Annotated in this window: 22 protein-coding genes; 10 read left to right on the forward strand and 12 right to left on the reverse strand. The window is 62.1% G+C overall.

The genetic code is table 11. The features are described 5' to 3' along the window. Positions 1-13 precede the first annotated feature (13 nt). Positions 14-1270 carry an O-antigen ligase family protein gene (locus ACIPUD_RS26015; protein ID WP_247369842.1) on the forward strand — a complete coding sequence of 419 codons (1257 nt, stop codon included), beginning with the start codon at positions 14-16 and terminating at the stop codon, positions 1268-1270. Here the strand turns inward: ACIPUD_RS26015 and ACIPUD_RS26020 are convergent. Next, complete coding sequence (locus ACIPUD_RS26020; RefSeq protein WP_051462695.1) at positions 1239-1715, reverse strand: MarR family winged helix-turn-helix transcriptional regulator; 477 nt, start codon at positions 1713-1715, stop codon at positions 1239-1241. The genes ACIPUD_RS26015 and ACIPUD_RS26020 overlap by 32 nt on opposite strands. A 146-nt stretch (positions 1716-1861) precedes the next feature. Here ACIPUD_RS26020 and ACIPUD_RS26025 point away from each other — a divergent pair, with 146 nt between their 5' ends. After that, on the forward strand, positions 1862-3058 hold the full coding sequence (locus tag ACIPUD_RS26025) for an FAD-dependent monooxygenase (protein WP_446481798.1): 1197 nt from the start codon (positions 1862-1864) through the stop codon (positions 3056-3058). A 158-nt stretch (positions 3059-3216) separates the two neighbouring features. Here ACIPUD_RS26025 and ACIPUD_RS26030 read toward each other — a convergent pair whose 3' ends face one another. The 3 genes from ACIPUD_RS26030 to ACIPUD_RS26040 are packed head-to-tail and all read right to left on the reverse strand — an operon-like array spanning position 3217 to position 6017. Then, positions 3217-4395: a saccharopine dehydrogenase family protein gene (locus tag ACIPUD_RS26030; protein WP_204511369.1), complete on the reverse strand. Its 1179-nt coding sequence runs from the start codon at positions 4393-4395 to the stop codon at positions 3217-3219. Between the two features lie 14 nt (positions 4396-4409). Then, positions 4410-5192 (reverse strand): DUF169 domain-containing protein, encoded by a 783-nt coding sequence (locus tag ACIPUD_RS26035; RefSeq protein ID WP_446481799.1) that lies wholly within the window; start codon positions 5190-5192, stop codon positions 4410-4412. Between the two features lie 57 nt (positions 5193-5249). After that, positions 5250-6017 carry a YdcF family protein gene (locus ACIPUD_RS26040; protein WP_085384761.1) on the reverse strand — a complete coding sequence of 256 codons (768 nt, stop codon included), beginning with the start codon at positions 6015-6017 and terminating at the stop codon, positions 5250-5252. Positions 6018-6181: 164 nt separating this feature from the next. Here ACIPUD_RS26040 and ACIPUD_RS26045 point away from each other — a divergent pair, with 164 nt between their 5' ends. The 3 genes from ACIPUD_RS26045 to ACIPUD_RS26055 all read left to right on the forward strand — a co-directional run bounded on the left by ACIPUD_RS26045 (position 6182) and on the right by ACIPUD_RS26055 (position 8073). Beyond that, positions 6182-7123, forward strand: coding sequence for an acetamidase/formamidase family protein (locus ACIPUD_RS26045; RefSeq protein WP_446481800.1), 942 nt, complete (start codon positions 6182-6184; stop codon positions 7121-7123). A gap of 199 nt (positions 7124-7322) precedes the next feature. Continuing rightward, complete coding sequence (locus ACIPUD_RS26050) at positions 7323-7520, forward strand: hypothetical protein (protein WP_007603456.1); 198 nt, start codon at positions 7323-7325, stop codon at positions 7518-7520. Between the two features lie 73 nt (positions 7521-7593). Beyond that, positions 7594-8073 (forward strand): GcrA family cell cycle regulator, encoded by a 480-nt coding sequence (locus ACIPUD_RS26055; protein ID WP_018455139.1) that lies wholly within the window; start codon positions 7594-7596, stop codon positions 8071-8073. Between the two features lie 304 nt (positions 8074-8377). On the opposite strand, the gene ACIPUD_RS26060 is transcribed toward ACIPUD_RS26055, so the two are convergent. Next, a complete protein-coding gene (locus ACIPUD_RS26060; RefSeq protein WP_085353395.1) occupies positions 8378-9934 on the reverse strand; it encodes a porin in 1557 nt (518 codons plus the stop codon). A 406-nt stretch (positions 9935-10340) separates the two neighbouring features. On the opposite strand from ACIPUD_RS26060, the gene ACIPUD_RS26065 reads away from it, so the two are divergent. Continuing rightward, positions 10341-10847: a MarR family winged helix-turn-helix transcriptional regulator gene (locus ACIPUD_RS26065; RefSeq protein ID WP_007611061.1), complete on the forward strand. Its 507-nt coding sequence runs from the start codon at positions 10341-10343 to the stop codon at positions 10845-10847. 10 nt (positions 10848-10857) lie between these two features. Here the strand turns inward: ACIPUD_RS26065 and ACIPUD_RS26070 are convergent, their stop codons facing one another. From ACIPUD_RS26070 to ACIPUD_RS26080, 3 genes are all read right to left on the reverse strand, one after another. After that, complete coding sequence (locus tag ACIPUD_RS26070; RefSeq protein WP_446481801.1) at positions 10858-11976, reverse strand: alpha/beta hydrolase family protein; 1119 nt, start codon at positions 11974-11976, stop codon at positions 10858-10860. Positions 11977-12251: 275 nt separating this feature from the next. Continuing rightward, the gene (locus tag ACIPUD_RS26075) at positions 12252-13223 is read right to left on the reverse strand and encodes an SDR family NAD(P)-dependent oxidoreductase (RefSeq protein ID WP_446481802.1); all 972 of its coding nucleotides are present in this window, start codon (positions 13221-13223) and stop codon (positions 12252-12254) included. Between the two features lie 142 nt (positions 13224-13365). Continuing rightward, a complete protein-coding gene (locus ACIPUD_RS26080; RefSeq protein WP_446481803.1) occupies positions 13366-14274 on the reverse strand; it encodes a dihydrodipicolinate synthase family protein in 909 nt (302 codons plus the stop codon). 329 nt (positions 14275-14603) lie between these two features. Here ACIPUD_RS26080 and ACIPUD_RS26085 point away from each other — a divergent pair, with 329 nt between their 5' ends. After that, a complete protein-coding gene (locus ACIPUD_RS26085) occupies positions 14604-14843 on the forward strand; it encodes a hypothetical protein (protein ID WP_007611067.1) in 240 nt (79 codons plus the stop codon). A gap of 104 nt (positions 14844-14947) precedes the next feature. Here the strand turns inward: ACIPUD_RS26085 and ACIPUD_RS26090 are convergent, their stop codons facing one another. Continuing rightward, a complete protein-coding gene (locus ACIPUD_RS26090; RefSeq protein ID WP_446481804.1) occupies positions 14948-15265 on the reverse strand; it encodes a hypothetical protein in 318 nt (105 codons plus the stop codon). Positions 15266-15948: 683 nt separating this feature from the next. Here ACIPUD_RS26090 and ACIPUD_RS26095 point away from each other — a divergent pair. Then, positions 15949-17193, forward strand: a complete 1245-nt coding sequence (locus tag ACIPUD_RS26095) for a tyrosine-type recombinase/integrase (protein ID WP_446481805.1) — start codon at positions 15949-15951, stop codon at positions 17191-17193. A gap of 100 nt (positions 17194-17293) precedes the next feature. On the opposite strand, the gene ACIPUD_RS26100 is transcribed toward ACIPUD_RS26095, so the two are convergent. Then, positions 17294-18073, reverse strand: coding sequence for an outer membrane protein (locus ACIPUD_RS26100; protein ID WP_446481806.1), 780 nt, complete (start codon positions 18071-18073; stop codon positions 17294-17296). Between the two features lie 86 nt (positions 18074-18159). On the opposite strand from ACIPUD_RS26100, the gene ACIPUD_RS26105 reads away from it, so the two are divergent. Continuing rightward, on the forward strand, positions 18160-18783 hold the full coding sequence (locus tag ACIPUD_RS26105; protein WP_446481807.1) for a transcriptional regulator: 624 nt from the start codon (positions 18160-18162) through the stop codon (positions 18781-18783). Between the two features lie 2876 nt (positions 18784-21659). Beyond that, positions 21660-22025, forward strand: coding sequence for a hypothetical protein (locus ACIPUD_RS26110; RefSeq protein WP_446481808.1), 366 nt, complete (start codon positions 21660-21662; stop codon positions 22023-22025). 195 nt (positions 22026-22220) lie between these two features. On the opposite strand, the gene ACIPUD_RS26115 is transcribed toward ACIPUD_RS26110, so the two are convergent. After that, entirely contained in the window at positions 22221-22451 is a 231-nt protein-coding gene (locus ACIPUD_RS26115; protein ID WP_446481809.1) for a DUF6894 family protein, read from the reverse strand. A gap of 165 nt (positions 22452-22616) precedes the next feature. Then, the gene (locus tag ACIPUD_RS26120; protein WP_446481810.1) at positions 22617-22922 is read right to left on the reverse strand and encodes a hypothetical protein; all 306 of its coding nucleotides are present in this window, start codon (positions 22920-22922) and stop codon (positions 22617-22619) included. Between the last annotated feature and the right edge of the window lie 144 nt (positions 22923-23066).

The raw sequence follows: 23066 nt of genomic DNA on the forward strand, positions 1-23066 counted from the left end.
GTATGAGCGTGTGATGGCGTATGCGGCAACAGCCGGGGAGATGAATGCAGCGGTTCGGGCCGCGCCCGGCGTGTTGGCGCTCCAGCGCGCGCTGGTATGGCTGGTCGGCGCCTCCGGCGCGATCGTGTTCATCGAGCCGAGCCCCTACGAGATCGTGACGCTGCTGGCCACCGTCACCTTCTTCGCCACCGGACTGCGTCTGCGGCTCGCTTTGATGCCGCTGGTGCTGATGCTGGTCCTGCTCAATATCGGCTATACGATCAGCGCGATCCCGCTGTTCGAGCAGTCCGAGGTGGTCAGCTGGATTGCGACCTCCTGGTACATGGCGGTGACGGTCGTGTTCTTCGCCATGGTCACGTCGGAGGACACCGCTGCCCGGCTCGACATGCTCCGCCGCGGGCTCGTGATCGGCGCGATGGTCGCCTCGCTGTCGGCGGTCGCCGGCTACTTCCACCTGGTTCCCGGCGGCGACGACCTCCTGACACTGTACGGACGCGCGCGCGGCACCTTCAAGGATCCGAACGTGCTCGGCGCCTTCCTGATCCTGCCGGCGCTGTTCTCGCTGCAGAGCGTCGTCTCCGACAAGTTCGGCAAGGCCCTCCGCAACGTCATCGCCTTCGGCATCATGTCGCTCGCGATCCTGCTCGCGTTCTCCCGGGCCGCCTGGGGCGGGCTGGTGCTGACATCCGCCTTCATGCTGGCGCTGATGGTGCTGACCAGCCGCACCAACGCGCAGCGCTCGCGCATCATCGTCATGGCGATTTTGGCCGCGGTGCTGGGCCTCGCGCTGATCGCGGTGTTGATGTCGTTCGATTCCACCGCCGAAATGTTCAAGCAGCGCGCGAGCTTCGACCAGAGCTACGACGAAGGCAGGTTCGGCCGGTTCGGCCGGCACATCCTGGGAGCGGAGATGGCGCTCGACCTGCCGTTCGGCATCGGCCCGCTGCAATTCCACCGCTTCTTCCCCGAGGACACCCACAACTCTTATCTCAACGCCTTCATGTCGGGCGGCTGGCTGTCCGGCATCTGCTACCCCGCGCTGGTCTTCACGACCGTCATCATGGGCGTCAGGCACATCTTCGTGCCGGTGCCCTGGCAGCGCGCTTATCTGGCGGTGTTCTCCGCCTTCGTCGGCACCGTCGGAGAAAGTTTCGTGATCGACACCGACCACTGGCGGCATTTCTGGATGATGCTGGGCGCGATGTGGGGCATGATCGCGGCTGCGCAGATCTACAAGATCAGGGCTGGCGACGAAGCTTCTTCAGCTTGAGATCGGGGCGTTTCTCGGGCGGCGTGTCGAGCAGGCCTTTCAGCGCCGCGGTCGCCGCCAGCACGCCCTTGTAGCCCTCATTGGCGAAGCGCAGCAGCAGGCGCAATTCCTGGTCGGAATAGCCGCCAAAAACCTTCTCCATCGCCTGCTGCATCGGCACGTAGAACTGGCCGAGCCTTTCGATCGCCTCCGGCACGACCGCAATGAAGACCTTGCGACGATCGGCATCGTCGCGCTCACGACGGACCAGGCCCGCCTTTTCGAGCCGGTCGACCACGCCGGTGATGGCGCCGGTCGTGAGCCCCGTGACTTCGGCGAGCCGGCCGGCGGTGACGCGGCCTTCGAGGTACAGGATGTCCATGCATTCGAGGTCGGAATTGGCGATTCCGGCAACGTTCGCAACGGTCTGGCCATAAAGCACGCCCTGCGCGGACGACCTGCGCATCGCTTCCTCGAGCTCCTGCAGCAGCGCGGCGCGCGCCTTCGTCCTTGACAAGGCAAACCTCATATCTTAGTCGATATATATCTTAGTCACTAAGAGATTTAGCGACTGTAATTCTCCTAGCACCAGGGAAACGTCGGGAGCAAGCCATGTCCTATCGTCCTCGCAAGGCCCTGATCATCGGCGCCGGCATCGCCGGCCCCGTCGCGGCGGTCCTGCTGCGCCGCGCCGGCATCGAGTCCGCGATCTACGAAGGCTGGCCCTATTCGAAAGGCATCGGCGGCGGCCTTCAGATCGCGCCGAACGGCATGCAAGTCATGGACGAGATTGGCCTTTCGAATGAGCTGATCAGCCGCGGCTCGATCGCGGAATCCTTCGACTTCTATTCGCAAGGCGGAGAGAGGCTCGGATCGATCAACCGCGACATGGCGCGACGTTTCGGCCAGCCCGCGGTCAATGTCTGCCGCGCCACGCTGAACGAGATGCTGATCGACAAGGCCTGGTGCGCATGCGTTTCGCTCTATTTCGAGAAGCGCCTGATCAAGATCGAGGATCGCGCCGACCAGCCGATCATCGCCTACTTCGCCGACGGTACCACGGCCGAAGGCGACTTCGTGATCGGCGCCGACGGCGTGCACTCGGTGACGCGGCGCCAAGTCGTCCCGGACGGGCCGCAGCCGTTCGATACCGGACTGATCGGCTTCGGCGGCTTCGTACCGCACGCCGTCCTCGATGGCCGGCCGATCGGCCGGCACGTCGAAACCACGTTCGGACAGAGCGGCTTCTTCGGCTACGGCTATTGCAGCCCCGATCCGAACGACGGCGTGATGTGGTGGAGCACGCAACCCGCGCACGGCATGGACGCGGCGATGTTTCGCGCGCTCGACCATGCAACGCTGAAGCAGCACCTGCGCGGCTTCCACCGCGGCTGGCACGATCCGATCCCTGGCATCATCGAGGCAGCCGAGAACATCGTGGTCACCGACACGCTCGACGTCGCCACCCTGCCGACCTGGTCGCGCAAGCGCTCGCTGCTGATCGGCGATGCCGCCCATGCGACCAGCCCCCATGCCGGCCAGGGCGCCTCGCTCGCGCTGGAGGATGCGATGCGCCTCGCCCGGTGGATGCAGCAAGGCCGGGAGCTCGGCGCCACCTTCCAGGCCTTCGAGGCCGAACGGCGCCCGCGCACGGAAAAGATCGTCGCCATGGCCCGCCGCAACGGCAACAACAAGCGCGAGTTCAGCGCCACCGGCGCGTGGATTCGCAATCAGATGATGAAATGGCTGCTGCCGCTGGGCGCGAAAAGCATGGAGTTCATGTACGCCTACGACGCGCGGGCGGTGTAGTGGCACGAACGCTGTCATCCCCGCCTTGTGCGCACTTGCGCACTGCGGCGGGCATCCAGTACGCCGCGGCCTCTCGATTCAATCGGTGCCGTCTCTGGAATACTGGATCGTCCGGTCGAGCCGGACGATGACACCGTGATTGCGGCAAGTGACCGCCTCTACTTCTCCACCGCGAACGTCAGCCCGGCATTCTCGACCAGCCGCTTGATCAGCTTGTGCTGCATCGCCGCGCCCGGGGTCCAGAAGCCGGCTGCGACGTCAGTCGTGTCCCGCAGCATGCAGATGGCGCATTCGGAGATCATCTTCGAGGTCGAGCCGTAGCCGGGATCGCGGTCGCCGGTGACGCCGGCGCGAACCATGCGGCCATCGGGTGCGATCGCGACATAGAGCAGATCGAACAGACCGTTTTCACGCTCTTCCTTCGACGGCCCCTCGCCCGGCTTCGGTGCGTCGGGGCCGGTCTTGCCTGCATTGGCAGCCATTACGAGCTTGGCGTTGGCCTCCCCCTTCTCGCCGGGACCGGTCAGGACCATCTCATCGTAGACGAAGTCCTGGCCGTAGGGGAATCCCATCAGCATGTTGGAGCGGTGAACGTTGCGCGTGTTGATCAGCGCCATCGTGAACGGCGCGGCCCAGGATTGCAGATCCTCCTCGAAGGCGGCCCTGTTGCCTTTCGGCTGCTTCGGGCCGGTGAAGCCGGGCGTCAGCGCAAAATGATCGTTGAGAATCGCGACAAGGCTGAGATCCTTGGCCACCGCATCGAAGGTCGCCTTAGCGCTGGCGGCGGTGCCGCCCGAGAGCGTGCCCCGCATGTCGCGCACACGCCCTTTCACCCGCGGGGCCGGCGCGCCGAAGACACGTTTGGCCTCTTCCTGGACGAAGAACGTACCGAGCTCGAACGGCACGGAATCGTAGCCGCACGACAACACGATCCGCGCGCCGCTCTCTTTTGCAGCCGCCTCGTACTTGTCGATCATCTGGCGCATCCAGATCGGCTCGCCGCAGAGATCGAAATAATCCGTGCCCGTGGCCACGCAGGCCGCGAGCAACTCCTCGCCGTAGAGCTGGTACGGGCCGACGGTGGTGATCACCGACATCGTCTGCTCCGCCATCGCCTTCAGCGAAGCCGCATCCGACGCATCCGCGACAATCAACGCCGTATTCCCGGGCGCGCCAATCGCATCGCGGACCGATTTCAGCTTGCCGAGGCTGCGGCCTGCCATCGCCCATTTGAGCGCGTGGTCGCTCTTGTAACGCTGGGTCAGGTATTCGGCGACGAGCTGGCCGGTAAAACCGGTCGCGCCATAAACGACGATGTCGAATTTCGCAGAGCTCATGATCCGCCTTTGCTTTACTTCTTCGCGTAGCTCACGCCCATGCCGGCACGGACGTCGCTTTGAATACCATAGGGCGGGATCGGATAACGCAGGCCGTTCTTCGCCAGCGCCTTCATGCCCACAACCGCCTTGGCGAGATGTTCCGGCTTCAGGGCCATCAGCATCTCCTCGTCCGGCACGCCGCCATAGCGCCGTTCGGCATAGCATGGCAAGGACAGGCTGGGCTCGCCCGTCTTGAGCGCCCTGCCCCAGGAATCGGCGCAAGCGGTCTCGCCGACCACGCCCCATTCCAACTTCTTGTAGCCGGTGTATTGCAGCCCGTTGATCAGGATGATCATCTGCCCCGGCGTGGCATAGACGAGACAGATGTCGGGCGGATCGAGCCGGCCGCTCGACAGCGGACTGACTGCGAGCGCCTGATATTGCCCGAACGGAACCACATCCAGCGCCTCCTGGCGCTTGCGTGCGTCCTCCGCGGTGCCGTGCCAGACCCCGACATAGTTTTCGCCGGCGAGCCATTTCTCGTCCTGCGGTGCAAGGCCGATCACCGCGCGGCATTGCGCGCCGACGAGATCGTCGGCCATGATGCCCACTGTCCAGCCCAGACGCGCGGCCATGCTGACGATCTGGTCGGTGGTGTGGACCGCGTTCGGCCGCCGGATTTTCGGAATTGCCTCCATGTCCGCGGTCCGCGCGAACAGCTTCATGCCGATCACCGTGGTCTTCAGTCGCAACAGGCTGTTGAGATCGGCGACGAGGCCGGCAAGATCGATGCTGTCTGCACTCTGCTGTTGCATGGCGTCCTCCGGGGCCGGCGACCGTGAGCCGGTGCTGTTATTGCTTCTTGAACGGTTCTAGTCCTTCGCCGGTCCCGGGAGCAACTCGCCAGTCCGGCCCATCAGGCGGTAGGCGACGAGCCCGATCCATTCGCGCACGGCGACCTCGGTTCGGCCGAGCCCGTCCGTGCCGACATTGGTGAAAGAGAAGAGATCGTCACGCCCGCCCATTCGCCAGTCCACGGGATAGGCTTCGACGTCGAATCCCGCCTTGCGAAAGATTCCCATCGAACGCGGCATGTGAAAGGCCGACGTGACCAGGAGCCAGCGTTCGCCCGCCTTCGGCGACACCAATTGTTTGGTGAAGATGGCATTCTCGTAGGTGTTGCGGGAGTCCCGCTCCAGGATCAGGCGCTGCTTCGCGATGCCCAGATTCTCCAGGATGGGCGCGGAGTAGTCGGCCTCCCGGGAGTCCGTCGAAACCAGGTTCGCGGTGCCCCCGGTGAAGACAATGCGCGTGTTCGGATAGCGGCGCGCGAGCTCGGCCGGCGCAAACAGGCGATCGGCCGCGTGCGCGACGACCGGCGTGCGGTGCGCCGCCGACAGATCGGTGTCGATCGAGCCGCCGAGCACGATGATGCCATCGGGCGCACCGCGCGACGGATCCCACGGCGGAAAACGCGACTCCAACGGATAGAGCAAGAGGTTGCCGAGCGGCGAAAACGCGGCGAGCGCCAGCAGGATCAGCGTGGCCGCGGCGAGCTTGCGGCCGAAGGCGGCAAAGCGCGTCGCCATCAGGACCACCGAGACGATCCCGAGTTCGATCATCAAGTTGATCGGCAGCACCGCGGCGCCGAGGGTCTTGGACAGGACAAAAAGCAGGGGAGCCTCGCTGGAATGATCGTGCCTGGTGCGCGCGGGCTTGACCCGCCCGTCGATCTTCAGAAAGCTTCTTGGAAGAGGATCGATTGCCTGGTCAAGCCCGGGCCTGTGAAACGGACGGACGCCACATGACCCATCACCACCTGCATTCCAGCCCCGAGACCTGCCATTGGGGGTTCTTCGAGGCTGCGCTCAAGCCCGTCCTCACCATCGCGAGCGGTGACGAGGTCACGGTCGACACCATCAGTGGCGGTCCGGACATGCTGCCCGACCGCAGCAAATTTCACATTCCGCCCGAGATGCACGAGGTTCATGCCAAGAACGAGCGCATGCTGCCCGGCCACATCCTCACCGGCCCGATCGCGCTCGAGGGCGCCGAGCCCGGCGACGTGCTCGCGGTCGAGATCCTCGACGTCCAGCTCCGGCAGGATTGGGGCTGGAACATGATCAAGCCGCTGTCCGGCACCCTGCCCGACGATTTCCACGAGACGCGCATTCTGAACATCCCGCTCGACCGTTCCCGGATGGTCGCCCGCATGCCGTGGGGGCTGGACCTGCCGCTCAAGCCGTTCTTCGGCGTGATGGGCGTTTCGCCGCCGCCGGCCTGGGGCCGCATCTCCTCGCTCGTTCCTCGCGCCATGGGCGGCAATCTCGACAACAAGGAGCTTGGCGCCGGGGCGACGCTGTATCTGCCGGTGTTCGTCCCGGGCGCGCTGTTCTCCTGCGGTGACGGCCATGGCGTGCAGGGCGACGGCGAGGTTTGCGTCACCGCGATCGAGACCGCGCTTCAGGGCCGCTTTCGCCTGACGCTGCGCAAGGACCTCAGGCTCGATTATCCCCGTGGCGAGACGGCGACGCATTACATGACCATGGCGATGGACCCCGATCTGGACCAGTGCGTGGTGCGGGCGCTGCGCGACATGATCGTGCTGCTCGGCGAGAGGCGCAATTTGTCGCGCGAGGACGCCTATACGCTGTGCAGCCTGGCGGCCGATCTGCGGGTGACCCAGACCGTCAACGGCTCCAAGGGCATCCATTGCATGATCGAAAAGACGATCGTGCACGGCTGAGCCGACCGGCCCACTCCTGACCGGTCGAAGCCACGCCGCCGCCGGCCTGCCGCGCGGCGTGCCTTGTCATGCCTAAATTTCCCTCGCGATTCAACGGGCTGACCAGGCGCCGCAGCCTGCATTTGACTTCTGCCTCCAAAGCTAAATAGAGTCTTAATCGTAACTTTTATGTACCCGAGTAAGAGGCTAGCGTTCGGCCATGGCCACCGAAAAAGCCGAGACTGACCGCATTCCCGTAACCTTGGCGCTCTCGACCATCACCTATCTGGAGAAGCTGGTGAGACAGGGCACCCACGGCACCAGCGTTCCCGGCGTCGCACGTACCTTGATCGAGGAAGGCATCCGTCTCGCCATCAAGGACGGGCTTTTGTCGATTCGCGACAATGGCAGGACGTGAGCGCGCGCCGAACGTGAGGCGGACGGATCTCGAGAGGCGGATGGCCGACATCTGCAACCTGGGACCGTTACACATGCCTGTTCTCTCACCCACCTGGACCGACGAACGCATCGAACTTCTGAGGCAGCATTTCGAGGCCGGGCTCTCCTGCCGCGAGATCGCCGCCGACATTGGCGTCAGCCGCAACGCCGTGATCGGCAAGCTGTCTCGCCTCAATCTCACGCGCGGCCGAACCATCGACGATCGCAAGGTTCACGACAGGGGCCTGGCGCCGGCGCGCGCGCCGCGGACCGTGCCGCGGCTGCAATATGAGATGCTCGCCACGATCTACGGCGAGACCGGCGCGCCGATGGTCACCGGTCCGATCGACGACGCCAATCGCTGCTCGCTACTCGAGCTTGCCGAGAACCGCTGCCGCTGGCCGATCTCGACACCTGGCGCCGACGATTTCTGCTTCTGCGGCAACTCCGCACCCGACGGCCAGTCCTATTGCGCCGGCCACAGCCGCCTCGCCTACCGGCCGAATTCCCGCGCGCGCGTCATGCGCGGCTAGAGCCAAGTCCTGGGGGCGAGTCCTGGAGCCATGCCCAAAACGAAAAACCTCCGGCAGGGCATTGCCGGAGGTTTCTGGAGGTTTAGCATCAAGTCAGAGCCGCAACTTTCGTCATCGGCTGGGAGCTATATAGCTTAGTAGCTCAGGTAAGTAAATAAATTTGGGCCGATCGATTCGCATGGCTCGTCTTCGTCGCCCGCACGTGCCGCCGGATTTCCGAACGCCCGCTCGCAAAGAAGCCCACCTCATAAAAAAGCCCCGGCGGTGTCCCGCCGGGGCTGCGTTCTATCCGAAGGTCTTGAGCTTACCAGTTGCGCTGGGCGCGAACCAACAGGCTGTAGGTGTCCTGGTCCTTTAGCTCATAGGTCGCCGCGGGCTTGGCAACGCTGGTGAGCGCCGGCGTGGTGATCACGCCCGAGTACTTCTGGTCAAGATGGCTGTAGGTGAAGTCAGCCGAGAAGGTCAGGTTCTTGATCGGGGTCCAGCGGGTGATGACACCGATCTGGCCGATGTTGAAGTCCGGGTTGCAGGTGCCGGTCAGGGTCGCGAACGCGGCGCTGCCGCAGATCATGCCCTTGGCGGTGCCGCTGTAGTTGACGGCAGCCCACGCACCATAAAGCGCCGAATTCCAGTACGGGCTCCAGTTGTGAGTGTAGGCACCACGGAAGCCGTAGGTCTTGGTCAGCTCGAGGCCGCTGCCGGGTGCGAACACCGCGTCAGACACGCCGGCGAAGCCGATGCTCTGATACGCGCCGCCCGAACCGCCGAACATCGAGTAGCTGGTCGCTGCCAGCTCCTGGAAGTTGTAGCGGCTCGCGCCGTCGGTGTAGACGCCCGAGATGTTGATCACGTCGCCTGCACCGGTCGGGATGTTCTTGATCGACAGCGCCAGCTGGACGGCCCAGCCCCACTTGTCTTCAGGATGACCGGTTACTTCGCTCGCGCCGTAATAGCCGACGTGGTTGTCGTGCGCAGCGACCGAGGCCTGGAACAGGCCCCAGGCCTGGTCGACACGGAGCGTGCCGACGAGATCGGGGGAGCGGGTGCCGCCGAGATCGTTGGAGCCGTAGGCACCGCCGAGGACGCCGGCGGTGGACATGCCGGCCGTATTCCAGAGCGCGGTCTGGAACACCTGCGTCTGGTCCTGGGCCGAGACGATCGCCGTCACGCCCTGGCCGAGATCGGCAGTGTAGGTGAACTGGGCAACACCGTTGGTGGTGCCGCTGCCGCCGACGAGCTGGTCGAAGTTGTTGCCGGGATAGTTGATCCAGGGCGCGTCGAACTGCGACACGGCCTTACCCATGGTGAAGCCGGCGAACTGGATGAAGGCGTAGTAGACGCCGAGCGCGCCGCCCGAGATCGTGCCGTCGGTGCCGTTGACGGCGCCGCCGCTGGAGCCGATCAGGCTCGTGCCTGCGGCGTTGAGGCCGAGCGTACCGCTGTACTGGGTCGCACCCGTTCCCGAACCGGCGCCGACATAGTTGCCGGTCGTCCAGGTGAAGACCGCATCGAAATAGGTGCGGACCACGCCGTACTCGGTTGCGGTGCGGGTGTCGATGTTGAGATCTTCACGAGCGCGCATCGAGTAATAGTTGGTCAGGCGGTTGTTGGCCGCGAAGACGTTGTTGTACTGGGCGCTGTAATTGCCGCCGGCATTGAGCGCCACTTCGGCACGCAGATAGCCGCCCAGCTTGATGCAGGTGTCGCTGCCCGGGATGTAATAGAAACCCGCGCCGTAGAGCGAGCAGACCTTCACATACTCGACCGCCTTGGCCTTGACCGGAAGATCAGCCGCCTGAGCTGCACCGACGGCGATCAGACCCGCCGCAGTGCCGAGCAAAAGGCTCTTCACCACTTTCATATTAAAACCTCCAAGTTGCTCATTTTACGAAGACCGGACTGTGAGGCCCCCCAAGATCCCCGTCTTTGAAATCCGCTCGGCCGCTTTGCGCTTCGGACACACCCTCTTTCGACGCGAGGGACGTGAGCAAACCACCTGCAACGGGACGATCGAGTACCCCCCACCGCCACGAAGCAATATGCCTGCGCCTTTCGGTAATCAAAATACCTTATTTAGTCAGCTTTGTTGGTTTTGCTAAACCTGTGCCCCGTTCGCAACACCATTGCGAACCGATTCCGTGAGCTGATCATCTTTGTAGTTTTACTGACAAAATTACCCTGCTCTGCACTTGCGTCAGAGCAGGCTTGCGTGGACTATGGCTTGCACGACACCGGCCGCATACAAATCAGATCACGGGAGTGACGCTGTGTCAGCGACGAGGAAAGAAGGGGCGCGCCTCCGCACCATCGGCAATCTGGATATCATCAGGCGCTTCACCTGGGAGATATCGTCGATCAACATGTATCTGGAGGAGCTGCGTCAGTTCTGGGCGAGAACGCTCGGCATCAGCGGCCCGCAATGGCTGATCCTGATGGCGATCTCCGACCTCGACAAGGACGACGGCATTCCGGTCAACGTCGTCTCGAAACTGCTCCACGTCGATCCGTCGTTCGTCACCACCCAGTCCAAGCTGCTCGAGAAGAAGGGCCTGTTGCGCCGCCGCCCCTCGCCGACCGACGCAAGGGTGGTCCGACTGTCCCTGACCGAGAAGACGCAAAAGCACCTGGCGAGCCTCAACGAGCAGTACAAGACGATCAAGGAATTCGTCTTCCAGGAGTTCGACGAGAAAGAGCTGACGGAATTCACCACCAAGCTCGCGATGTTGAAGACCCGTCTCGAAAAGGCCTGCGTCCGCCTGACCCTCGACTTCTGAGGCGACGTTCTCAGATGCGCCGCGCGGCGCCGAGCCGCGATTCCAGCCAATCGAAGATGTATTCATTGGCAAGGCTCGGATTGTCCGCATGGGCCTGCGCCGCGCCGGTTTCGGCCGCGGTGAACACCTTCAACATGACATCCGAACTGCCGAGCCGGGAGGTCTGGACGATCTGACGCGCCCGATCGGCCTTGAGCCAGCCGTCCTCGCCGAGCGTGATCAGCACCGGACAGTCGGCGCTGGAGGCCATCAGCGGAGCGTGCGGCACCGGGACGATGCTGACGTCGCTCATCGCGAATCGGCTGGCAAAGAAGGCCCGCTCGTGCAGGTCCCACAGGCCGCCATCGCAGACGGCGGCGGCAAGCCGCGGCTCCTGCAGCACCGCGCGCGCCACGAAGGAAGAGCCCCAGCCATCGGCGACGATCGCGACGCGCTCGAAGTCGACCTCGCTGCACGTCTCCAGATAGTCCATGACGCACGGAATCGCACTCTCGAGATCCCGGCGCCGCAACAGCGCGTCGAGATAATCGTCGCGCTGGTCGCCGAACAGGTCCAGCGCCAGCAGCGAAAAGCCGCGCTCGCGCGCGTGCGGCGCGAGCTTGAACAGAAACTCTTCCTTGCGATGGCCGGGCTCGCCGATGCAGATCACGGTCGGGGCTCGCACGCGTCCCAACGGCGCGTGCGAGGGCAGGAAATAGCCCTGCAACGAATGTCCGTCGAGCCAGGGTATCGTCACGACTTCCCCGGCAGGGTCGCGCGCGGCGAGGAAGCGGCGGGCGCAATCCTGCATCGCGAGGACCGCGACCCAGCGGCGCTCGTCCGCCTGATCGAGCGGCATTGCGGCCGCGCTGTAGTAATTCATGGCGCGGAGCCAATTGCGCTGCGCGGTCGCCCTGTGACCTTCCGCGAACGCGGCCTCGGCACGATGGCGATTGGCCTGCGCCAGCTTCTTCCACTCGCGATGCCAGGACTGGTCGTCGCCCCGCTTCAGCTGCCGCGCGATCATCAGGCATTCGGCGATCGTGGCGCCGCCGTCCTGGGCCGCGGTGAGGAGCCGCGTGAACTCAGCGGAGATGTCCTCTCGCTCCGGGCAAAGGATCCAGTCGTCGGAGAGGCATGCGGGTATCATCGGGAGCTACGCTCTGGTCATCGCCTTACACGTGACTGAATAAACTATTTTGGTTCCCTGACCAAGCTGCGGCGCGCCCAATGAGAGCCGTTCGAGATCACCATCGCTTGAACGCAGGGATGTGTCGCATGCGTGACATTCCAATGCGTCAGGAGTGGCCGACACGGCCAAGAAACGCCGGCAGCGAACTGGCAAGAGGTGGCACGTGAAATTGCCTGCGCGCCTCTTGCCATGATGCGCATCATACCTATATCGGCGCGCGCTCGTCGCCTGCGTCAGCCGAGCCGCCAGCCGACCTCCTGCGTAAAACTTTCGTAGAAGGCGCGGTCGTAGGCCTGCTCCGGCGTAGCACGAACGCGCTCGTCAAGGCGCTTTGCATCCTCGCCCACGAGAATGCGCCATTGCTCCGCCTTGACCCCGTCGAGGATGATCCTGGCGGCCTGAGCCGCCGTCGTCGGCGCATCCTCGAGGAAGCTGCGGGCGCGCTCGGCGAACGCCGCCTGGATGTCCTCGTCCGACATCTTGTCGGCATCCGGCACGCCGGCCGCGACCATGCGCTTGCGGGTCAGCGCGACCTCGTCGGCGTTGAGCCGCTCCGAGCCGTCGGCGCTCTGCACCTTGCGCGAATTGGAGACGATCGAGGTGCCGATATGGCCGGGCATCACCACCGAGCATTTGACGTGCGGCGCGTGCAGGCGAAGGTCGTTGATGAGCGCTTCGGTAAATCCCTTCACGGCGAACTTCGCCGAGCTGTAGGCGGTGTGCGACTGGTTCATGCCGATCGAGGCCCAGAAGCCGTTGACGCTCGCGGTGTTGACGATGTGGGCCTCGTCGGCCGCGACCAGCATCGGCAGGAAGGTGCGGACGCCGAGATAGACGCCGCCCCAGCAGATGTTGAAGGTGCGCTCCCACTGCTCGCGCGTGTTGGTGAACAGGCTGCCGCCGCCGCCGATGCCGGCGTTGTTGAACAGGAGGTGGATCCGGTCGGTCTTCTGCTGCTCGGCGAGCTCGTCGCGGAATCGCTTGAGATGATCCTCGATCGAGACGTCGGCGACATGGGTGGTGACGCGCAGGCCCTGCGGCAGCTTCTCGAGCTCGCACAGCCGCTTGGTCTCGGCCATCGCGGCTTCCGAGACGTCGCACATCGCGACATTGCAGCCCTCGGCGACGAGCTGCCGCGCGAGCTCGCGTCCCATTCCCGTACCGCCGCCGGTGATGACGGCGATCTTTCCTGCAAAATCATTCATGGGACTTTCGGCCCCTCCCTTGTCGGTATGTTTCTTCATGGCTACGCCACGCATCGGAGCGCGCGCAAAATGTAGCAGCGCCGCATCCGCAGGTAAAAGCGGATCGGCGCTGCCGTGCTCATCAGTTATTTCGGGGCGCGGACTATTCGGCCGCGTCGACGCGCCGCCCGTTCAACGCGCCGAGGCCGTCCAGCGCCTTGCGGATCGCCGCCTGCTGCGCGCTTGAGGGCTCCGGCATCGGCGCGCGCGGGTAAGTCCTGGGCAAGCCCTGCAGCGTCTGCGCATAGCGCGTGCAGGCCGGGAGATTGTCGGCGATGACAGCGTTCCACAGCGTCAACAGCTTCTTGTGCAGATCGATCGCGCGCGGATGGTCACCCGCCTTCACCGCATCCCACAGCGCGACGGAGGCATGCGGCGCGGCGGTCAGGATCGCGGCGATCGAGCCATGGGCCCCCAATGTGTAGGACGGATACATCAGGGCATCGACCGCGCTGTAGATCAGCTTGTCCGGCGCCATCATCATGAGGTCCGCGAACAGCTTCAGGTCGCCCGCGCTCTGCTTGACGCCGACCACCAGCGGCACCTCGGTCATGATCCGAGTCAGCAGCGCCGGCGAAAGATAGGACCACGGCACCACGTTGTAGATGATGATGGGCATGCCGGTCTCGTCCGCCATGGCGCGGAAATGCGCCACCATCGCCTTGTCGTCCGGCTTGAACAGATAATGCACCGGCGTGACCTGGAGCGCCGCGACATTCATGTCGCGCACCAGCTTGCCGCGGCGGATCGCATCGCGGGTGGAGTCGACGATGATGCCGGCGATGACGGGAATGCGCCCCTTCACCGCGGCGACCGTCGCCTCCATCAGGTCGCGATATTCCTCGTGATCGAGCGTATGCCCCTCGCCGGTCGAGCCGCCGGCCGCGACGCCGTGTGCACCGGCGCCGATCATCCAGTCGACCTGGGCTGCTACGAGGGTGTAGTCGATTTCGCCATCCTTCCGGAACGGCGTCGTCATCGGCGGGATTACGCCGGTCGGTCGTGTCTTCATGGTGTGCCCTCGCGTTTCCATATCCCTTGTGGCGGTCCCGCTCTTTGGCGGGTGGCCGCGGTCTGAAAGCCTAGCGGCTGCGCGCGGCCTGTGAAGCGCCACCGGCGCGGCGCTGCTCCCAGCATTCGACATCCCCGCGGTTATTATTGACCCGGTTCCCCGTATTTGCCCGGCTTCGGTTTAGGGGCAATTTTTTTACAATCCGAATCCTTAAATGGAGTCCGGACGCTGGGTCGAGTCGGCCAGGTCAGCGTGTTGTTTGCGTCACAGGCTCTGGCACTCCGCTTGCATCCTCTTCGTGGTCAGAAACTACCGATGAGGTGACTGGAATGTTCGTGACCGTCGTTGCCGTGCTCTGCCGGCTGAGTGCAGCCAGCTCAGGCAGTTGCATCGAGGAAATCGTGACCGACAGCAACATGACGCCCGAGATGTCGATGATGCAGTGTGCGATCGGCGCACAGGCTCCATTGGCGAAATGGATGGGCGAGCATCCGATCTACCACGCCAACTGGCGGCTCGATCGCTACAAATGCGTGCCGGGTCACTACGAGATCAAGGGCCACGCCTAAGGTCCCGCAAAACTACTGATACCAAGACGACGCATACCAACACTACTAACGAGGAAACGCCCCGGGGGCCGCATGGTCTTTCCGCGCGGGCATGCTGAAAACCGTCAGACCAACTCGTCGCCATGCTTGACGTTTGCGCAGAACGCCAGATGGCCTTCGAGCTCGATACGAACACGGTACGTGCCATGAGGCAGAGAAGCTGCAATTCGCCAGCGCCGTATCGACGCTTCAGGGTGGGCTACCATCTCCCTATTGACGAAGTGTATTACCTCCTTACCCGTCGAGTCGGCTGCAACTACTTTGACGGAAATTGGCTTTTGGTCCGTTCGCGGATTTAGCTCGAATACAAGCCCATTTTCGACAATTCCGACATACTCAACGAAGACATACTTCCTTTCAAATACCAACAAATCATTGGACACGATAATCTTGTTGGACCAAGACTTTGCACAGTCCCCCAGCATGTCACAGAGGGTTTCACGCTCGGCAACCGTTCGACAGTCTATCCATTGCAAGGCAGTAGAGAGCGGCAGCGGAGAGGCCGCTAGAACCTCGGCGCAACGATGGTCGGTGATCGATTTGTCACCTCCCGTCGCTCCGACGTGAAACACTTTTTCGAATGGTATCGTCGCAAAATAAATTAGACGCTGTTGTGCAGCAGATCGCGCGTCCCCAAGAACGTAGTAATCGGCGCAAGCGAGCGGAACGGCCGTTGAGCGGATTGACGCGTCAAATCCCTTCGGAAAAACATCATCCCGCCAATGACTTCGCTACTGTGCATGGGGTTGTTTTCGGCATTTCGGTTTGCCGGCCACCGAAGCAGCCACCCGCTGCTGATCGCGCGGCATACGTCACCGGCGGCAGCACCTCGCCGCCCGTTAATCCACCTGACAGATGTTTTGGTAAAATTGGTCGGAGCGAGAGGATTTGAACCTCCGACCCCTAGTCTCCCAGTTATAAACGACCTGTTTTATAGCCATTCCTGCAGTTGGACGAAGGGCAAAAAACCGCTGCAAATCAAACGTTGTCCAACCCATGTCCACTTGCCTTTTCGCGGCCGGCAGGCATATTGCTGGCTACATATTGGCTATAAATTCGGTGGGGCATGGCAACAATCAAGATTACAACCGAGAGCGTGGCGGCGCTTACGAAGTCGGCGGTCCCGAACAAAACGACCTTTTACTTCGACAATGAACTGGCGGGCTTCGGGCTGTACCGCACGACTACCGGCACCGGTACCTACTTCGCCGAATTCCGCCCTGTGGCCGGCGGTTCAAAGAAGCGGCTGAAGCTCGGCCGGGTTGGCACCCTCAAGGCCAATGAGGCCCGCGAGGCGGCCCGTAGGGCGATTGCAAACGCGGCGCTCGGGAAAGACCTAGCTCAAAATCGAAGCGATGAGCGGGCGAGTCTGACGGTTGAGGAGCTGGTCTCGAAATACATCGAGGAATACGTCGCTGAGCACAAAAAAGCGTCCACCGCAGGCCTTTACCGCATGCTGCTCAAGAAACATGTCAAGCCGCGCCTGGGCTCGACCAAGGCCACCTCGCTGACGCGGGTTGATGTACAGCGCGCCCACGCCCTGATGACCCGCGAGGCCCGCATTTCGGCGAACCGCGCTATCAAGCTGCTGTCCGCCGCCTATGGCTGGGGCTCGCGTCATGGTCACGTGCAGGAAGGCATGAACCCGGCCTCCGGCATCAAGCTGAATGAGGAAGAAGGTCGCGAGCGCTTCCTGACTACCGCCGAGATGCTGGCGATCGGCAACGCAATGATTGAGGCGGAGACCATCGGCCTGCCGGTGGATGCGGGCACAACTAAGCACGCGCCAAAGGGGCAACTTGTCGTCATGAGCCCCTACGCTACTGCGGCAATCCGGCTTCTTATGCTCACCGGCGCTCGCCTGCGTGAGATACTTAACCTGCGGTGGTCGGAGGTCGACCTTGAGCGAGGTGTTTTGCGGCTGCCGGATTCAAAGACCGGAAAAAAGACGGTGTTCTTGCCGACAGCTGCCGTCGACATAATCAAGGGGCTAACGAAGCTTGGGAGCTACATGATTGCTGGCGAGTCGGCCGGCACGAAGCACGAAAAGCCCCGCTCAGATCTGAAGCGGCCGTGGGCCGCGATTTGTAAGCGCGCCGGCGTGAGCGGCGTTCGAATCCACGATCTGCGGCACACCTTTGCCTCCACGGGAGTCGGCGACCAGATGGGCTTGCCTGTAATCGGCACCCTGCTCGGCCACGCCGACCCGAGTACTACGCAGCGGTATGCCCATCTGGCAGATGAGGCGGCACGGCGCGCGGTTGAGGCTATTGGAGGCAAGATCGCCGCGGCGATGACCGGCGGGAAGTAGCTCGCTCCGCCTTGGCAGCGGAGAAGCCGCAAAACCCGCAGCCATAATAAAAAAAGCCCCGGGCGATGCCGGGGCTTTGATGTTTGATCGTCAGACCGGATCAGTACCTGACGCCCGCACCAGTCCAGTTGAAGCGGTAGACCAGCGAGGTGGAGACCGTCTGGTTCCAGCTGTTGGCGCGGATGCTGTTGCCGGTCGGGAGGTTGCTGCCGTCGATCAATTCGTCCTGCGTCTTGGCGTTGTAGAAGGCCGAACGATACTCGGTCTTCATGAACCAGCCGGGCGACTGGATGCCGAAGATGTTCAAGCTATTCTCGACGCCACCGCCGACGAACCAGCCGTTGCGGTTGTAGCTGTTGAGGTGGGCACCGACCGGGACGCCAGCGAGGTCAGTGAAATTGGTCTGGCCGAAGTGGGCGCCCGAGTAACCGCCGTTGACGTAGGAGAGAACGTTCGGAGCGACCAGCCAGCCGAGGCGAACACCAGCGGCCCAAGAGTCTTCCAGCTTCTGGTTGCCGGTGATGCCGAAGATCGGATCCTGGATCGTGGAGCGGATGCTGCCGAACTGACCGTCGGCGAACACGCCGGCAACCCAGGTGCCGCTGAACTGCCAGTCGTAACCAAGGCCGACGGTGCCGAACCAGCCCGAACCACCCTGGCGCTGCGTGATCGTCAACGGCGTGCCGGTGGCCGTATCCACAACGCTCTGGTCAGCATTCGAGAGGCCGCCGCCGCCGCCGCCGAAGATGTAAAAGCCGGTCCAGTTAGCGACCGGAGCCGGCATCGGCGCCTTGACGTAGGGACGGGCGCCAAGGTCAGCGGCTGAGGCCGAACCGGTCATCGCCGCAATGGCGGCCAGCGCGAGCAAAGTCTTTTTCATCTTCATATCCCCAAGTGGAAGCGGTCAATATCTGATGGCGGTAACCTAGACGCATCCGCTAGAAATGCTGTAGCTCGGCGGCCACAGTGACGGACAAACTCCTAGTGATGCTGGCAGGCGATGAGGCAAATATAGCCGATTTGGTCCGCGATAATCCGGCGGCAATATCGGCCTATCTGACTGAACAATTTGCAGAAAATGACCTACTAAAGGCAAAGAACGCGCTTAGCCGGGTCATGAAAGCCCAGAACGTCCAGATATTGGCGCGGGACGCTGGTTTGCGGCGAGACGCTCTCTACAGGACGTTTGGAGGGCGAATCGACCCGCAGCTAAGCCGAATACTCAGGCTGTTTAGCGCAATAAACGTAAGGGCCTGCGTCGTGCCCGTGTCTGGCACTGACAGCCCAGACGGGGTCGCGGCTCGCCTGAGTGAGGCTTTCGCTTGCGAGAATCCGGCGGATGCCATTCGAGGACTCAGCAGCGTCGTGAAAGCGCAGAACGTGACCGCGCTTGCGCACAAACTCGAGATGTTGCGAACGAATGTCTACAAGACATTTGGCGGGAAAGTTGACCCGCAGCTAAGCCGGGTTCTTAGCCTCTTCACCGCTTTACAGGTGAGATTCGTGATCGAGGGCATGCAGCCCAAGGCCAGGGCTCCTCGTCCGAAACTTGGTCGTCCGCGAAAGATACCACATGCCTCCCGCGACTAGATGCGCGCGCCTTGGAGACTGGGGAAAAATTCAATGCGGCTGCTGCTGACAGCCCTAGGAACCTAGCATCACTGCCCGGCTTGCTGTCTTGCTAGCTCTCTCTTCGAGCTGGCGGAGCGGCCCCGGCCTTTAAGCTCCAGCCCCCTGCAGCCGGGGTCGTCTCTAAGCCGCCCACTGAGGCGGACTTACTTCTGGGTGTTCCGCTTATAAATACACGCTTTTGGAACAAACGAAGATTTATTAAAATCACAATCTGTTCTCGCCCGGAGAACTGCGGGCCCGCCAGCGAGAGGCCGCCCGCTGAGGCGGCCTTAGTTTGTTGAGCTTTTCTTTCATTAGTGAGGGGACACGATAGCTGCCAAGCTGAACGCCAGCACGCAGGCGGCAGCCAATGACCAGAGGGCTATTGCGGTCTCTTTGGGCATGAGGCGCCAACGTTGGAGCGCTGGTCGAGTTCGTACCGGCGGTTGGTCAACCGGTGGCGGTGTTGTGGTGCGCAACACGGCCACTAGCTCGGCTCTGAGTTCGTCCTCCAGCTCGCGGATATGCTTCGCTGTTGGGCCGTCCGGAAAGTCTTTCGAGAGCTGGCGACAGTGTGCCAGCTTCCGCTGAATTGCCAAAATATCCCGGTCGCTTTCCATGGTCGTAAACCGCCTTCGACCGCCACCTATCATATGCCTAATTTGGATAGGTGACGGCTAAATCAAAGCGGCGCCAAAGGCATTCCTGCAAAAAGCTGGCCCAGAGGATGATTCCTGAGGCCGGAAGTTCTACGCGTCTCTCCGAGATATCGCCCGGAGCTGGAGACGAATGCGCCCAGATTGCCGGTTGTTCCCGACCTTGATGGACTGCGGGCTCACTGATGCATGTTAAGCCTGCTGCCGATTGTGAGATAGATCATATTGCACGCCTGAAACGCCGCAGTACGATCACATCACCGGGGCTGGCTGCATATTTCACTTGGTCCTTTTAACCCGGCTTTTTTGACCACGCGTGGGCCGCAGCGAACTTAACCTCCCGCTGCGGCCTTCGTGTCCACAGCGCTTAGCGCGATCAGCCTAGCCGCCGTACTTTTGTACCAATGAGTTCGGCGTCCTGTGCCATTGGAGAAGGTATTGTGCCCAAACAAAATTGCCTGATCGTTCGTGCTGCCGGAAGACAACTAGATCTTTTACGCGGCGAGGCCTCCCGCATCGCGAAAAGCAATAACGTCGATTGGTGGATCGATCGCGCGGAAGTCGGCACTTGCTTCTGCTTCGAGGATGCAAAGGCGAAAGAGTCATTCGCTCTCACTTGTGACAACTTCGGTATTCCTTGCCAAGACGGCTAGCCTGACGAGTAGGGCCCGCCAGTGTGAACCGGCGCATACGAAGCGGTTGCCGAGAGGTGCCCTACTTCAGAACGATAGTTTCAACTCTCAGGCAGTGCATACATCTGTAGGCGTAGGCGGCGGGTAGGTTCGCAATCGCCGGCAGCAATGCGAGAAATTCCATGGGCCGCCGGCATTTTTCGCAGATGAGCGTTGGTGCATTCTCGGTGTCATCGCCGCGCGCCATTGCCGGTCCGGCCCAAAGTAAGGACCGTAGTCCCAGCGGCTGGAGCTTACATCTCCGGATCACTACCGGCGGTCGCGAAACCAAGGTCGACCAGCGTCAACGGGCGGGTCTTGGGGTGCTAGGCCCGCGAGGCGCAGTTATACGTGATGCTGCAGTCCCCAGAAGGCGATCAGCAGAAGGCCTGCGGCCCCAATTCCCAGTAATAGGAGAATGGCTTCCAGCATGACGAATCAGGCTCCGCCTCGCGTGCAGGTTACACGGGACGAAACTCGCCTCATAGCCGCTCGCGTGAGCCGGCATCTCCACACGCGCGACGCGTAGTAGCTCGCACGCGTTTCGCAGCGACGACAGTGGTCGCCCCTAATCTCTCCGCCGCTCAGCCCGAGCGTCGATATACAACACCGACGCGAATGTGACGGCTAAAGCCAAAACGGCAATTCCGCCAGTAACCAAAAAGCCTGCCATCATAGTCGGAGCAGTATTCCTGCGGGTCTCGGGGCAGCAATTCACGTTGTGGTACAAGCCTGAAACAAATAGGCAAAACGGCGCAATTCCTCACGGATGTAGCACCTCGGTTACAGCATTTGCCGATTGGAGTTGCTAGCTGTGCGCGGTCAGCGGAGGTCCCAGCATGTCAGCCGATTTCGCTCAGAGCCGCAAATGGAACGAAGACCGCGCTAAGGTGGCACCAGATCAAGCCCGTACGGTCTATCCTCATCCGCCCACTTCAAATGTGGCCGAGGCGACAAACTCTGCGGACGGTCCTTCTGATTACTTGCCCGGTAAATGGAGCTGGGGGCCGGCGAGGTCTTCAATCGACTGGTAGACCGCTTAGCTTGTTGTGGCGATCAGATCTTCAGCTCTCGGCGTAGCGAGGCCTGTCCGCAAACAGCACCTGTCCAGCGAAGCGTTCTCCTCGCTGCGGGGCTCAGTAGCCCGTCGACAGTACAAACGAGAAGGTTGCGGCTAGGCTCCGGCTTATACAACCAGAGCCAGAGTGATCTATTCCACGGGTCCGCCAGCCTGAACCGGCGGGCCTTTTGCTGTCAGGTGCCGGAGATCTTCTTGTTGGGAGCCCGTGCGGAAGGCCCGCCCCAGCTTTGCGGCTGGAGCGGGCCTCGGCGGCGTCGGTGTCTCGATTTCAGGCTAGCTCAGGCGCGGCGCCAAGCGCGATGATCTCATCATCCGTGGCCCGCGCTGACCACATCATGCGATTACAAACTATTCCTTCAGTTGTTGGGGGCGCCGAATGAGGAGGTCGCGGCGTTCACATATTTCGGTCAAGAAAGCTTCCATGGTCGCCACGTCATGGTCGGTCGAATGGTTCAGGTCGTGCTGTGTGGAGCAGGCAATAAAGCGCTTAGAGGCGAGTGGGGTGATCTGCAGAAAGAGCTAAAGGATGCCAATGATGAGCGCAATAAACTGGCTCATTACACTGTCATTATTGAAATCGCAAAAGAGTCTCGCGGTGACGATGGAGTTCTAGTAGGCAATTTGACGAGTCCGCTATTACAGCCTTCGCCCCACAATGCAGTAAGTCGGGTGCAAGGGAAGACGCCAAATAACGAGCGCCATAGTCTGGACGAAGAAGCCCTTAAAGGGCATGCACAAGATTTTTATGGTCTCTCGCTGTCATTGCATGACTTCCGCGACCGCGTGCGATGGGCAATGCACCGAGCATTCTAAGGACGACGCGCTCAGCATCCTCCAATGATCCGATGGATGACATGCAAGAATCATCTGTCGTTTCATCGATCAGAATCGATGCCATGCGTTCGACGTCGCACTTCGTGATGCGTCTAACAGACCAAAACATGTTTCCGATGCCCCTCAGCCGTAAAACCCCCCTTCTCCCAGTACCCCGGTCATCATACAGCGCTCTCACCCTCGCCGCTTCCGCCGCCCACCAACCCTATGCCGCGCGATTTCAGTGCCGATGGCGTCGACTACGATTACAACCGTGCCCGCATCAGGGTCATACTCGGGATCGCTGGCGATATCGCGAGCAACTCGGGCACCGTATTCGACTGCCAATTCAGCAGAGCCAAACAGCTCTCCCACATCGTCCGCCTGTGTCTCGCCGTTGTGTAAAATCGGGAAGTAATAACGCATAGCCGCGGCCCTCGTCCTTGAGCCGCGATCATGCCCACATGTCAGAACGGCCCGTACCTGTCGAAAACGACAGGGTCCGCGGCAGCGGCGCCTTTTGGCTAAGAAAGCGAAGAAAGTAGTTCGCCGCGCTGGGCGCCTCAACCATGCGCCCCACTGACCGTTCTGCTAGCGCGTGGTCCGCCTGTTCTTCTGCGATTGCTGTGCGGTCGGGCTCGCGTCGGCATTTGAAGACGCCAGTGCATCTACCCGGGCGCTTACGGAACCCAACTGATCCGAGAGAAGTTTGCGTTCTCCCTGTTCAGCGGCGATCCTACGCTGTAGATCCGCAACTTGCTCGGCCTGCTTTTGTTGCGCGGTCTGTAGTTCCTTCGTCGCTTGCTGAAGCGCGGCTATGGCCTGCCTGGCGTCATCGACATTGACCTCCTGACGGGGAGCCGCGGCCGCTTGCAGAGCGTCAATCCTTTGGTTCATCCAAAAAGCGCCTCCCGCTCCTGCGCATATCACGATGACAACTATCACCCAGGGAAATATCGACCGCTGTGCACTGACAGGAGCTAGGGATTCGTCCATGAGCTAGGGCCTTTAATTGGGAGCGAGCAAGCGTAACGCTTGAAG

It is taken from the genome of Bradyrhizobium sp. CAR08, assembly GCF_052871955.1.

Coding starts and splice junctions, on each gene's coding strand:
- ACIPUD_RS26085 (WP_007611067.1), top strand. CDS start 14,604: ATGTTCGTGACCGTCGTTGCCGTGCTCTGCCGGCTGAGTGCAGCCAGC.
- ACIPUD_RS26060 (WP_085353395.1), bottom strand. CDS start 9,934: ATGAAAGTGGTGAAGAGCCTTTTGCTCGGCACTGCGGCGGGTCTGATC.
- ACIPUD_RS26015 (WP_247369842.1), top strand. CDS start 14: ATGGCGTATGCGGCAACAGCCGGGGAGATGAATGCAGCGGTTCGGGCC.
- ACIPUD_RS26120 (WP_446481810.1), bottom strand. CDS start 22,922: ATGAACCAAAGGATTGACGCTCTGCAAGCGGCCGCGGCTCCCCGTCAG.
- ACIPUD_RS26100 (WP_446481806.1), bottom strand. CDS start 18,073: ATGAAAAAGACTTTGCTCGCGCTGGCCGCCATTGCGGCGATGACCGGT.
- ACIPUD_RS26055 (WP_018455139.1), top strand. CDS start 7,594: ATGCCTGTTCTCTCACCCACCTGGACCGACGAACGCATCGAACTTCTG.
- ACIPUD_RS26035 (WP_446481799.1), bottom strand. CDS start 5,192: ATGCAACAGCAGAGTGCAGACAGCATCGATCTTGCCGGCCTCGTCGCC.
- ACIPUD_RS26075 (WP_446481802.1), bottom strand. CDS start 13,223: ATGAATGATTTTGCAGGAAAGATCGCCGTCATCACCGGCGGCGGTACG.
- ACIPUD_RS26025 (WP_446481798.1), top strand. CDS start 1,862: ATGTCCTATCGTCCTCGCAAGGCCCTGATCATCGGCGCCGGCATCGCC.
- ACIPUD_RS26050 (WP_007603456.1), top strand. CDS start 7,323: ATGGCCACCGAAAAAGCCGAGACTGACCGCATTCCCGTAACCTTGGCG.
- ACIPUD_RS26095 (WP_446481805.1), top strand. CDS start 15,949: ATGGCAACAATCAAGATTACAACCGAGAGCGTGGCGGCGCTTACGAAG.
- ACIPUD_RS26020 (WP_051462695.1), bottom strand. CDS start 1,715: ATGCGCAGGTCGTCCGCGCAGGGCGTGCTTTATGGCCAGACCGTTGCG.
- ACIPUD_RS26045 (WP_446481800.1), top strand. CDS start 6,182: ATGACCCATCACCACCTGCATTCCAGCCCCGAGACCTGCCATTGGGGG.
- ACIPUD_RS26030 (WP_204511369.1), bottom strand. CDS start 4,395: ATGAGCTCTGCGAAATTCGACATCGTCGTTTATGGCGCGACCGGTTTT.
- ACIPUD_RS26070 (WP_446481801.1), bottom strand. CDS start 11,976: ATGATACCCGCATGCCTCTCCGACGACTGGATCCTTTGCCCGGAGCGA.
- ACIPUD_RS26115 (WP_446481809.1), bottom strand. CDS start 22,451: ATGCGTTATTACTTCCCGATTTTACACAACGGCGAGACACAGGCGGAC.
- ACIPUD_RS26110 (WP_446481808.1), top strand. CDS start 21,660: ATGGTTCAGGTCGTGCTGTGTGGAGCAGGCAATAAAGCGCTTAGAGGC.
- ACIPUD_RS26080 (WP_446481803.1), bottom strand. CDS start 14,274: ATGAAGACACGACCGACCGGCGTAATCCCGCCGATGACGACGCCGTTC.